Origin of the sequence: Vibrio sinaloensis, from assembly GCF_000808535.1 — a bacterium.
GTDB classification, from domain to species: Bacteria; Pseudomonadota; Gammaproteobacteria; order Enterobacterales; family Vibrionaceae; genus Vibrio; species Vibrio sinaloensis_D.
Window position 1 is genome coordinate 1 of the sequence record NZ_JWLV01000008.1, and the last position, 12,767, is coordinate 12,767.

Here is a 12,767-nt window from a genome sequence, read left to right on the forward strand (position 1 = left end):
GTTTAACTGATCGGCATTAGTGCATTGCACTCCTTTTTTTTTGTTCTAGCGGTGACGTTTTAGTTGGTTCTTACGCTTGTTGATTGTGAGATCTTTAGCATAAATCTATGAAAACTATCAGTAGCGATCATGCTAACTGAGAGTTCTATCAAATTCATTCACCAATCAAATCACTATCTTGTTATCGATTTATTAATCCAATGAGAAAAACGATGACAACAAAAACAATAAACCTAACCTTACTCGCGGTACTTTGCTCTCCGATTGCTACCGCCCAAATCCAAAACGGTGACTTCGAGCAGTGGAACGGAAACACCCCAGAAAGCTGGTCAACCATTGATTCAGGGATAAGTTTGGCGCCTGCCAACGATCAAATCCAAACAGGAGGTTTGTCTGCCAAGGTTACGGTCAATACCGCAACCCAAAGTAACACCGACCTACTGCAGACCATCTCGGTCGAACAAGGAAAAAGCTACCCTATCTCTGTTTCGGTTTTCCATACCGAAGGCAAAGTAAAAGCGCGCTTATTTGTTGATGGCTATCAAGGCTACTCAGATCCAAGTAAGACCAATCAATGGCAAGCGTTAACCCATAGTTATACCGCGACCAGCACTAAGACGATTCAAGTGGGCGTTCGCTTTTACGACATCACCGGCTTCGACGGCTCAGAAGCGGTTTACTTAGATAACTTTCAACCCACTCAGAGTAGCGAGCCTCCAGCACCAAGTTGCGAGCACAACGTCGTTCAGCTCGCGCTCACAACCGATCAGTATGGTTCGGAAACCAGTTGGGAGATCAAAAACAGCAGTGGCAATACTGCCGCTTCTGAATCTGGATATGAGAGTTCAACGTCATACAGCAAATCTCTTTGCTTAGCGGATGGCGACTACCAATTTACCATTAACGATAGTTACGGTGATGGTATCTGCTGTGGCTCAGGTAATGGCTCGTACGCACTCACGTTTAATAACCAAACTTTGGCATCTGGCGGCGAATTTACCTACAACGAGGCTCACGCCTTTTCGCTTGGTGAAACAACGCCGCCTGTGACCGATGGCTACTACCAAGACGCCTCTGGAAAAACGGGATTTGCGTTGAAGACTGCGCTATACAACATCATCAACAACCACCAATCTCAAGGCTACAGTGCGATTTGGACGCTAGTGAAAGACGCAGACATTGATAACTACTACGACAAAGATGGTTCGATTCTCGATGTTTATTCAGAAAAACCTGAAACTAGTGACACGACTCGCTTTATCAAAGTGACTGACCAATGTGGTCAATACAGCAAAGAAGGCGACTGCTACAACCGTGAACACTCATTCCCGAAAAGCTGGTTTGGCGGCAAAGTAGAGCCAATGAACTCTGATGGCCACCACCTGTTTGCAACCGATGGCTACGTCAATGCCAAACGCAGCAGCTGGCCTTTCGGTGAAGTGGGCTCCAGCACATACGTATCTAGCAACGGTTCTAAACTGGGCAGTGCGGCGTCTAGTCTAGGTTACAATGGCACTGTATTTGAGCCCGTTGACGAGTTCAAAGGTGACTTGGCCCGAGCTTACTTTTACATGGCGACCCGTTATGAAAACGTGATTGCTAACTGGGAGAAAAACAGCGCCAACTCAGATGCGGTTCTTGATGGCACCAATACCACCGTATTCGAACCTTGGCTGCTAACGATGCTTAAACGCTGGCACAAAGAGGATCCTGTATCGCTGAAAGAGCGCGAGCGCAATCAAGCCGTGTTTGACTTCCAAGGCAATCGCAACCCATTCATCGATCATCCTGAATTTGTCACGCAAATTTGGGGTAATTAATTACCACAGAACAAAATAGGCGCACAAACCGTGCGCCTTACTCACCTTTACTGAAATATAACCCTACGCTATTTGACGTTTTTATTTAGTGTGTTCTGTGTCACATTTAGATATCGATATTCGTTATCATCTTGTGAGGCTCTCATGCTTAATATTGCGTTCTTCAGCACCAAAAACTACGACGAAAAATCTTTCAATCAAGCCAAAAGACACTCCGACGTCGAGTTCCACTTTCATGACTTCCGTCTCAATGAGAAAACAGCCCAGATGGCCGCCGGTTGTGACGTAGTGTGTGCCTTTGTTAACGATAACTTATCTCGTCCGGTTCTCGAAAAGCTCGCGACAATCGGTGTAAAAATGATTGCGATGCGTTGCGCTGGATTTGACAAAGTCGACCTTGAAGCAGCGCAAGAGCTTGGCTTGCAAGTCGTTCGCGTCCCTGCTTACTCTCCTGAAGCGGTCGCAGAACATACGGTCGGTATGATGATGTGTCTTAACCGCCGTTTACATAAAGCGTACCAGCGTACCCGAGATGCAAACTTCTCCTTGGATGGCTTAGTGGGGTTCAATTTCCATGATAAAACCATTGGCGTGATTGGCTCAGGGAAAATTGGTGTGGCAGCGATGCGCATTTTCAAAGGCTTAGGCATGAATATCCTGTGCTATGACCCTTTCGAAAACCCGAATGCTCTTGAGCTTGGGGCGCAGTACTGCTCACTCGATGAGTTATACTCTCAGTCTGACATCATCTCCTTACACTGCCCTCTTACCGAAGAAAACAAACATCTTCTCAACGAGCAAGCGTTCAACAAAATGAAAGATGGCGTAATGATCATCAATACCAGTCGCGGCAAGCTGTTAGACTCAGTTGCTGCCATCGAGGCACTAAAGAAAGGGAAAATTGGCTCACTGGGATTAGACGTGTATGACAATGAAAAAGATCTGTTCTTCCAAGACAAATCGAACGACATCATTGTCGACGATGTATTTCGTCGCTTGTCTGCCTGTCACAACGTCTTGTTCACAGGTCATCAAGCCTTTTTGACCAACGAAGCACTGCACAACATTGCCACCACAACGCTCGATAGTATCGACAAGTTTTTCGCCGATGAAAAATCAGGCAATGAGCTGATCTGAGTCACCCCTTAAAACAAAAAGAGTCGCGAACCAAGGTTTCGCGACTCTTTGATCGGTCAACTTGCTAAGGTTAGATAACCTGTGAAATCAGCAAGAACCCACCGAACGCCAGCGAGAAAATCAACATCCCCTGCCCGCCTTCCGCGCTGTATCGCTCAGACTCAACATTCCCCAAACGCAGTTTGTATACCATAGCTAATGGGACAAAGACCGCCAAGAAGACCAAAATAATGCCAGCATAACCCAGCACGGCTAAGAACTTGTCCGCGGCAAATAGCGATCCCATTAATGGCAACACAAAAGTCAGCACGTAGGTCACAACGCGGTTTTGGTTGAACATATCTCTATTTTGGTTGAACAAAGACATCGCAACGCCAAAGAATGACGTCAGCAGTGCTAAACCAGTGAACAAAGAGAGCAGCGTTCCAATCCAGCTTGATTGATGCTCGAATGCCGCAATCAAATCCCCCACACCTTTCAGTTCGCCCAGTTGAGCGGGATTCAAGTTTCCGACCACCGCAAAAAGCCAACAAAGGTAGCAAATCAATGGAATCAAGGAACCTATCACCACCATGTTTCGCAGTTCGCGATCGGACGCTTCATGGTTGTATGAGACCAAGGATGGAATCACCACCATAAAACCAAAACTGGTGAAAAGTACCGCACTCGTTTTGATCAGTTCGATATGATCGTCGTTCGTCACGCGAGCGAGGTTATCAAGGCGAAAGTCAGGCAAGAGGAAAACCAATGTGAGCGCTAAACAAGCGATCATCACAAAGAACAATCCTCGATTGAGTTTATCAATTGCACCTGTTCCGCCTGCGATCACAAGCCCTGAAATCAAGGTAAAGGCAATCTGACTTTGTGCCGTAGTGAATTCAAGCCCAATAGAGCCACTCAATTGTCCAACAAGGTCGGCGGCACCCAGAATGTAGGCCATCAGCAGACAGATCAGCAATGCGTAAAGTAAACCGTTGGTAAGTAGTTGACCGGCCTTACCTAGCGTTTTTCTCGCAATCGAGTTTAGCCCCAAGCCGCCGCCTGACTTAATTGTCGCTTCCAAGAGCAACAACGCAGCGTACGTCGTCCCAAAGCATATAAAAATCATCAGTAAGGTTCCCCACCAAAGCCCGAATTGAGCGAGAACCATAGGGATAGCAAGCATACCGGCGCCCAACGCGGTGCCAGAGATAATTAGGGAACTGCCTAAAAGTTTAGTATTCATATTTTCGTATTCTGTTTTGATTAGTTTTTAATGGATGTGCGCGTGCCTAGCGCGATGGCTAACAATCAAAAACAATACGAATAGCGAGCTTTAAAGAAGAAAGCAGAGAAGAAAAGACGCGAAGATGTGCGAACAAAGCGAAAAGAAAAGATAGAACCTGAAAGTGCCTTCTTTTTGTGGGGCGACCCTTCGGTCGGTTCGATAATTGGTGTGGTTATTTTGAATATCATTAAGATGTCCGTTACAGCTAGACAATCCATTATACGAGAACAGCAAATCCTATGCTGCGTACCCAACGTGGGTCAAATCATCTTAGCCATCTAGCCATCGATTGCAATGGCGTTTTTATCAACTGAACACAAATGCATCAGTTTAGTTGTTTATCGCTTCCATCCACTGACAGAAAGGGATTCGTCTCGCCAGTCGACTTTTTGACAGCATGTCATTTTTTTGATTACACGATATTTACATCACATTTACATCAAACAATATCTATTTTAATCACAATACTCTATTCCCATACTTTCATTCCGGAATTGAGTAGACGAACATATGAAAGTCTATTGTTATCAAAGTGATGTTTACTCAGCAATGCGCCTATCTATAACAACAAAATTATTAATTACATTAGTCAGTGTGTTTGGGTTAGTTCTTGCCGCCTCAACGACTTACCAATACTTGCAGCAACGTGAGCTGTTGAACTCTGTTCTTAGTGAGCAACTTCATGATAAAGCAAGCAATTACTTCGACAGCTTAAATATGATGATGCTGACGGGGACCATGTCTCAGAAAGAGACACTGCGCCAGAAAGCCCTCGCTCAAGACGGGATTGAACAAGTGCGGGTGTTACGTGCCGACACGGTGAGTAAATTTTACGGCCCCGGGCAACCTAATCAATCACCACAAGATGACATTGACCGCCGCGCATTGGCGGGTGAACTCGTCATCGAGCCCTACAGCGCCGATTGGGGTCAAGGTATCGTCGTCGCCCTACCAATGAAATCCAGCGAAGACTATCGTGGAACCAATTGTGTTAGCTGCCATATCACGCCCGAAGGTGAGGTGCTAGGTGCAATCCGATTGGAATATAATCTGTCTCATGTCAATTCAATGATAAGCCAGCGTACGTTGATTGCACTTGCAATAATGTCCGCTTTTGGCCTGGTTGGCTTTTTGATTACGCTAACGTTAATTCGCAAAATCATCGTTCGACCCATTCAACAAACCTCTGGGTTTATGCAAAGCGTCAGTGAAACGAAAGATCTCTCTTTGCGCCTAACCAGTGAGCAAAAAGACGAAATTGGTCAGCTCTCTGGCGCGATCAACTCTTTCATGGACACGGTAAATCGCAGCTTGACCAAGGTTCAAACTACTTCGCACAAAGTCGCGAGCAGCGCAGCAGAGTTAACTCAAGTCGCCCAAGTCACTGACTCGGCGGCTAGCAATCAGCAACAAGAGACTGCAGACGTCCAAGCCAATATTGAGCAAATGCAGTCGCAACAGCTTCAAGTAGACCAAGCCACGAACGACGCGTCAAAACTGATCAAGCACACCACCTCAATCGCTGAACAAAGTGCGAGCCAAGCGCACACGGCCAGTGCAGAAATCAAAAATCTTGTCAGCGATATTGAGCAAGTCAAAACCAACATCGTGGAACTGAACGACCAAACCGCCGAAGTTTCCACCATTCTAGAGGTCATCAAAGGCATTGCGGAACAAACCAATTTGCTGGCATTAAATGCAGCGATAGAAGCGGCACGAGCAGGAGAGCAAGGACGAGGTTTCGCCGTGGTTGCAGACGAAGTTCGCCAGTTAGCCAGTCGAACTGCAGAGGCAACAGGCAGTATCGAAAACATCATTGCTCAGTTCCAAAAAGACAGCAAAACATCATTAACGTCGGTTGATGCAGTCTGTGAAACAGCTCATACGCGTTCAAATCAAGTGGAATCGCTCTCTCTTGCGATGAACGAAGTGGTTTCTGAGATGCAACAAGCCTTAGCCCATGCGCGTAGCATCCAAGATCAAACCAGCAGCACTACTGAGATCAACACACAAATTCAAGGCAAGGTAGAAGTGATCACCCAACATGCGGATGAAACGTCTCACTCAGCGGCTAAGACTCGTGATATTAGTATGAATCTTGAGCAACTTTCGGAGCATTTGGAATCACTTATCAATCAGTTTGCCCTTTCGCAGAGAAAATAGCGGTTTTTAAGCAACTTTTCCTTCTATTCAAGCGAATAAAGGTTGATGCGAACAAATTGAAAGGTAATATGTTCCATTGAATCTGTAAAATTCTAATCAACCCAATGTTTGGTTATCACATGCAGTGAACACCACCTAACATTGGGTTGAATTTTTACCTCAATGGAGAATATTTAAAACATGACTTACGCGCCTGTATCAGACGTTTTGAAAGGTCAGCTAGCAGTAGACAGTGAAGTAACTGTTCGTGGCTGGATCCGTTCACGTCGTGATTCCAAAGCTGGAATCTCTTTCCTTGCCATTTACGACGGCTCTTGTTTCGACCCGATTCAGGCCGTGGTCCCTAATAATCTTAATAATTACGACGACGAAGTTCTTAAGCTAACGACTGGCTGTTCTGTTGAAGTAACCGGTAAGATTGTTGAATCTCCTGCGAAAGGTCAAGACTTCGAGCTAGCAGCAACTGACGTTAAAGTTGTAGGCTGGGTTGAAGATGCTGACACTTACCCAATGGCAAAAACTCGTCACTCAATCGAGTACTTACGTGAAGTGGCGCACCTGCGTCCACGTACTAACGTTATCGGTGCAGTTGCTCGCGTTCGTAACTGCCTATCTCAAGCGATCCACCGCTTCTACCACGAGCAAGGTTTCTTCTGGGTATCTGCTCCGCTGATCACAGCTTCTGATGCAGAAGGTGCGGGTGAAATGTTCCGCGTTTCTACGTTAGACATGGAAAACCTACCTCGCACTGATAAAGGCGATGTGGATTACAACGAAGACTTCTTCGGCAAAGAGACGTTCCTAACGGTTTCTGGTCAGCTAAACGCTGAAGCTTACGCTTGTGCACTAAGCAAGGTATACACGTTTGGCCCTACTTTCCGTGCAGAAAACTCAAACACTAGCCGCCACCTAGCTGAATTCTGGATGGTTGAGCCTGAAGTTGCGTTTGCAGATCTAAACGACATCGCAAAACTGTCTGAAGATATGTTGAAGTTCGTATTCAAAGCCGTACTTGAAGAGTGCCGCGATGACCTTGAGTTCTTCGCTCAACGTATCGACAAACAAGCAATCACGCGTTTAGAACAGTTCGTTTCTTCTGATTTCGCACAAGTGGACTACACTGACGCAATCCAAATCCTTCTAGACTCAGGTAAAGAATTCGAGTTCCCAGTTGAATGGGGTATCGACATGTCTTCTGAGCACGAGCGCTACCTAGCGGAAGAACACTTCAAAGCGCCTGTCATCGTGAAGAACTACCCGAAAGACATCAAAGCATTCTACATGCGTGCGAACGATGACGGTAAAACAGTTGCAGCGATGGACGTACTTGCACCAGGCATCGGTGAAATCATCGGCGGCTCTCAACGTGAAGAGCGTTTGGAGATCCTAGATGAGCGTATGCGCGAAGTAGGCATCGATCCTGAGCACATGAACTGGTATCGTGACCTACGCAAATACGGCACAGTGCCACACGCAGGCTTTGGTCTAGGCTTTGAGCGCCTCGTTTCTTACGTAACTGGCATGGGCAACGTACGTGACGTTATCCCATTCCCACGTACTCCTCGCTCTGCGAACTTCTAAGCAAAATTAGAACGTATAGAATCGATAAACCTCCACATTCGTGGAGGTTTTTTTATGCCTAGAGTTCCCGCAATAAACGCGTTTTAAATGAGTTCTTACTTACCAGATTTACGATTAGAAATTTTGCTGAGATAGCACTAAGGTAATTAGGAAAGCGAAATTTGGCAGGAGATAACAATGGCACTCTTTAAAATCGAAGATCTTTCCTACAATGGTGTGGAAAAAGGTGTTCACAGTTGGGATCACCCAAACAGTGACCAACCCTATTACTGGCACCCAGATTGGTTACATATTGCAGAAGACATAACTGGATTACATGCCCAAAAACCACTGGACCTTGCCCAAGGTGAGACAGCAACCGAAGAGCACGCAAAACAGGCAATTATTAATCACTTAAATGACCAAGACAGTCAATAGAACATTCAGCCTCTAGGTCAAAGAGGCTGAATTAGATCAACTGCTCGTATCCGCATTCGCCGCATAACGAATGCTTAGCCAGCATAATGCTAACATCACAAAAGGTATCGCTGCTGCGGTGTACTCAGTCCAAGCGAACCCTGCAAAAGATTTGGCTAGAATAACGTGCCCAAACACCAACAAACCCGCGCAGACAATCGCGATACCGATTAACCGAAACTCGTGTTTACTACTCTGCTTTTCCATGTTTAACCTCAGCTTTCAAATACCAAGTCATTGAAACATGGAACAAGCGATTCACTGCAACACAGTTGTGACGAAAAACAGCCAAACAGTATGTTCCGTTACTTTTGCAGCAAATCACTAATCCGCTTGAGCGCCGCTTCTATCTCGCCATCAAACGTAAATGAAACGTTCAACCTAATGCAGTTTTGGTACTGTTGTTGAGAGCTGAACAATCGCCCATAACCGATCGATACACCTTCCCTCTTGAGCGCATTATATAGCTCATAGCTGTCAATCGATTTGTCCAATTGTAGCCAAAGAAAATAACCGCCAGCTGGCTGAAAAACTTGGTAGTTTTCTGGAAAGTGAGCGTGGATATAGTCCAAGTAAACCCGCTGCCTCTCTTGCAGCTGTTTGCGAAGCTTGCGCAAATGATTGTCATAACTCTCAAACTGAAGGTAATGCGCGATGCCTTGTTGTATGGGCGAACTTCCGGAGAGCGTTGATATGAGCTGCTGCTTTTGAATTCTCTCGCTAAATTGACGAGTGACGACCCAACCGATTCGGTAACCAGGGCAAAGCGATTTAGAAAATGAGCCACAGGTCATCACACGATCTTGGGTATCCCAATACTTGAGCGGCTTTGGCTTTATGCCGCCAAAATAGAGTTCAGAGTAAACGTCATCTTCTATCAGGGTCACCCTGTACTGGTCAGCGAGTTGGACAATGGTTCGCTTCATTTCATCACTGAGCGTCACTCCCGTTGGGTTGTGAAAATTGGGCATCAACCAACACGCTTTCACACCTTGCCTAAATGCTGCTTCGAGCTTTTGTAGGTCGAGCCCTTTTTCGCCATCAATCGGTATCGTCGCAACAGAAAGATGATGCCGCTTCGCCGTCTGAAGCGCTCCATAAAATGCTGGAGCCTCAATCGCGACCGTATCTTGAGGCTGAGTAGAGACCTGTAAGCTGAGATTAAGTGCTTCCATTGCCCCTGATGTGATGATGATGTCGTCTGGAGAAACATTCACACCTTGATTCAAGTAGCGCTGGGCAATTAAACGGCGCAAGTCTTCATTACCTGGAGGCATATCTTCAATGATCGCACGAGCCGACACTTTACGCCCTGCGCTCGCCAAATGCCGAGTCAGGCTATCAAAAGGGTATAAGTTTGGGTCTGGAAGTGCAGAACCAAACGACACCGCCGCTTGAACGTTGGTCTGCAAAAAGTCGTACAACTCATCATTATAAGCGGGTCGAATACTAGGAAGAGCTTCGTACGCTTGTCGTTCCATTTGTGCAGTCACAAAATAGCCCGACTGAGGCTTTGCCAATAACCACCCCTCAGATTCTAGCAATTGATAGGCTTGCAATACCGTTGATGCACTGAGTGAGTAGTTTTGACTGGTTTTACGTACTGACGGGATTTTTTCCCCTGCACGCCAAGTATTAGTTAGGATCTGCTGCTTAATCTCGTTAGCCAGCTCTTGATAGCGATTCATACTTCCCTCTCATCAATCAGGCAAACATATCACAACGTGTCACAAAGTCAGCGCTAGACCACGAAACGATTATCGATTCTCCTTAGTACGCTTAATTTATAGAGGTTTATCACATTAATTATTTACGACTTTGTTACATTTACTGCGTATTAGTGAACTAAATAACCTTATTGATTGGATGAATACAATGACAAAATATAACGAGACCGACATCGAATACAAAGGCGAAAGCAACGGCGTTCACAGCTGGACATCGCCTTCTGGTCAGCCGTATTACTGGCACCCAGATTGGCTACATATCGCAGAAGACGCGACCGGCTCTCACCCAAAAACTGAGCTTGACCTACCTCAGGGCGAACGACCTACAGAAAAGCACGCTGTGAAAGCGATCCTTTCTCATCTTAATGAATGGGCAAAAAGCAAACTAAACGCTAACCCTGATATCGAAACACAGGCTCGAGAATCAGAAATCAACTTGAAGAAATAACCCAGCCTTAAACGACCTCAAAAGTTGCGTGCATCAAACACGCAACTTTTTTGTTTCAGCCCTAGCAAATCCTCAACCAGTCCTTTGGTATTAGGGTCTGTTGATCTTTCGAGCTGATTTTTGCAGCAGTTTGTGGGAAATTTATACAAGGCAGAGGCTTTGAAGTGTAGCTAGCCTACATGAAAAGCCGATAACGCAGTAGAAGTGAACCACAAACGCTGCCCGAAGGGTTCGGTTAAAATCGTTTTATGCTTTGTTTAGGGGTATTTACTTAGAATGACTAGGCTACACACCCCTCGCCGCGCCTAAAACGATTTTGACTAGGCGTCCCCATCCGAACAAAATTTAACCGCGAAAGATCAACAGCCCCTAGTACTAATGTTGTAAATGAGTGTTCATTTACGAAATTTGAAGTTATGATTCCCGGTCTTTTTATTAATTAAGGCAATGGAAGTCTAAAGTCCCCACAAAGGAAGTCGTGATAACGCAAGGGCGAGATAATGGTCGACTCGAATTACAACGCATCCCTCACACTAAAGCTGTATTTGCTCGCGGCACTGGTTTTTGGCACGTACGGGGGCAGAGTGTGCCCTATGTTAGAGTCGCTTACCGCTAGCAAGATACTGTTTCATATTTGCGTCACTTTCACTGGTGTGTACTTGGTCAGACACTTTTTGCTCAAGGACCACTCACTGGTTAAAGAAAACCGCTTTGCTCGACTTGATGCTACCCTATTCTTTTTTGCCAGCATTCCTTTAGCTATCTTCTACAACCTGCAGTATGACTTCACCCTAGATAGCAATCTTAAGGTGCTGTTTGGCATGACGCTGTTCGGTTTTTTTACTGGACTTATCTTGGAACTAATCGCCAAACTCACTCAACTAGAACAACTTAAAGGACAACAGGCTTACGCGTTCGAATTGACCGGCGAACGCCAATCGTTAGTCAAGCAGATGATTATGATGGTGAGCCTGCTACTCATCACCTTAACTACCATGCTCACCATGATCGCCGTTAAAGACATTTTTTGGCTAGAGCACAACCCTGAACGAGTGCTCGATGGAACGGGTAAGATCAGCGTGATTAAAGAGTTTATCTTTATTTCATTGGTACTAGGTGGGTACGCGATCACCATAATGGTGTTGTGGTCGAGAGTAATGAAAAAAATCCTGCTTGCGCAGGAGTGCTCTCTTATTGATGTCGCCAAAGGCAATATTGGTACTCGCTTGCCAATCTTCGAGCACAATGAGCTCGGCTCAATGGCGTCACTCACCAATGAAATGCTGGATAGCTTAGAATCAAGTCAGGAAGAGGTGAAAACCACGCGAGATGTGGCCATTGTGAGCTTATCGGCACTTGCAGAATCCCGCGATAACGAAACGGGCGCGCATATTCTACGCACCCAAGAATACATTCGCGCTCTGGCTAACTACCTAAGCCAATTTGAACATCATAAAGCGCTTTTGACGCCTAGCTACATCGAACTGCTGTATAAATCCGCCCCTCTTCACGATGTTGGTAAAGTCGGCATTCCAGACAGTATTTTGCTCAAGCCCGGTAAGTTGACGGATGAAGAGTTTGAAATCATGAAGGACCACCCTGAAATTGGGGCCAAAGCCCTGTCGATGGCGGAGAAGCAGCTAGGGAGCAATAGTTTCCTTCAATTAGCAAAAGAGATATCGCTCACTCACCATGAAAAGTGGGATGGGTCTGGTTATCCCAATCAATTAGTAGGTCAAGATATCCCACTCTCTGGCCGTTTAATGGCGCTGGCTGATGTTTACGATGCGTTGATCTCTGAGCGCGTTTATAAAAAAGCCTTTAGCCACGACAAAGCAAAATCGATCATCCTAGAAGGCAAAGGTCGCCATTTTGACCCAGAGCTGGTTGACGCTTTCCTAGCCATCGAAAATGAATTTGTCGCCATCGCAGACAAGTACCGAGAGATGGAACGAAAAGAAAACGAATTGGAGCTTAATCATGCGTCTTAGCGATCACTCACGCGCCAGTATCATGCTGGCGTGCAACGTATCAAAACTTCCATTCAACTGATGAAAGTAACGCATTACTTCTGGCCAGAAAGTAGCGAAAACACTCTGTTCACTAAACTTTCTCCTCAAATATAAATTTTGTTTACTTTTGTTCTGATTAACGGTTGTACCCAAGTA

General features: G+C 45.7%; 10 protein-coding genes. 7 read left to right on the forward strand and 3 right to left on the reverse strand.

Features of this window, described 5'->3' with window-relative positions; all coding sequences use genetic code 11:
- The first annotated feature begins 212 nt into the window (after positions 1–212).
- Together RJ47_RS05580 and RJ47_RS05585 are read left to right on the forward strand one after the other, a co-directional pair.
- Positions 213–1,820: an endonuclease gene (locus RJ47_RS05580; RefSeq protein ID WP_039482290.1), complete on the forward strand. Its 1,608-nt coding sequence runs from the start codon at positions 213–215 to the stop codon at positions 1,818–1,820.
- 144 nt (positions 1,821–1,964) lie between these two features.
- Positions 1,965–2,957, forward strand: coding sequence for a 2-hydroxyacid dehydrogenase (locus RJ47_RS05585; protein ID WP_039482293.1), 993 nt, complete (start codon positions 1,965–1,967; stop codon positions 2,955–2,957).
- Between the two features lie 70 nt (positions 2,958–3,027).
- Here the strand turns inward: RJ47_RS05585 and RJ47_RS05590 are convergent, their stop codons facing one another.
- A complete protein-coding gene (locus RJ47_RS05590; protein ID WP_039482296.1) occupies positions 3,028–4,182 on the reverse strand; it encodes an amino acid permease in 1,155 nt (384 codons plus the stop codon).
- A 591-nt stretch (positions 4,183–4,773) separates the two neighbouring features.
- Here RJ47_RS05590 and RJ47_RS05595 point away from each other — a divergent pair.
- From RJ47_RS05595 to RJ47_RS05605, 3 genes are all read left to right on the forward strand, one after another.
- A complete protein-coding gene (locus RJ47_RS05595; protein WP_038134721.1) occupies positions 4,774–6,387 on the forward strand; it encodes a methyl-accepting chemotaxis protein in 1,614 nt (537 codons plus the stop codon).
- Between the two features lie 180 nt (positions 6,388–6,567).
- The gene (gene asnS, locus RJ47_RS05600; protein WP_005472038.1) at positions 6,568–7,968 is read left to right on the forward strand and encodes an asparagine--tRNA ligase; all 1,401 of its coding nucleotides are present in this window, start codon (positions 6,568–6,570) and stop codon (positions 7,966–7,968) included.
- A gap of 177 nt (positions 7,969–8,145) precedes the next feature.
- Positions 8,146–8,385 (forward strand): hypothetical protein, encoded by a 240-nt coding sequence (locus tag RJ47_RS05605; RefSeq protein WP_038213863.1) that lies wholly within the window; start codon positions 8,146–8,148, stop codon positions 8,383–8,385.
- Positions 8,386–8,421: 36 nt separating this feature from the next.
- Here RJ47_RS05605 and RJ47_RS05610 read toward each other — a convergent pair whose 3' ends face one another.
- Positions 8,422–8,631 carry a hypothetical protein gene (locus RJ47_RS05610; protein WP_005471907.1) on the reverse strand — a complete coding sequence of 70 codons (210 nt, stop codon included), beginning with the start codon at positions 8,629–8,631 and terminating at the stop codon, positions 8,422–8,424.
- Between the two features lie 98 nt (positions 8,632–8,729).
- Positions 8,730–10,112: a PLP-dependent aminotransferase family protein gene (locus tag RJ47_RS05615; RefSeq protein WP_039482300.1), complete on the reverse strand. Its 1,383-nt coding sequence runs from the start codon at positions 10,110–10,112 to the stop codon at positions 8,730–8,732.
- A gap of 187 nt (positions 10,113–10,299) precedes the next feature.
- On the opposite strand from RJ47_RS05615, the gene RJ47_RS05620 reads away from it, so the two are divergent.
- Both RJ47_RS05620 and RJ47_RS05625 read left to right on the forward strand, forming a co-directional pair.
- Positions 10,300–10,599, forward strand: coding sequence for a hypothetical protein (locus tag RJ47_RS05620; protein WP_039482304.1), 300 nt, complete (start codon positions 10,300–10,302; stop codon positions 10,597–10,599).
- Positions 10,600–11,099: 500 nt separating this feature from the next.
- Positions 11,100–12,590: an HD-GYP domain-containing protein gene (locus RJ47_RS05625; RefSeq protein WP_039482307.1), complete on the forward strand. Its 1,491-nt coding sequence runs from the start codon at positions 11,100–11,102 to the stop codon at positions 12,588–12,590.
- Positions 12,591–12,767: the final 177 nt, after the last annotated feature.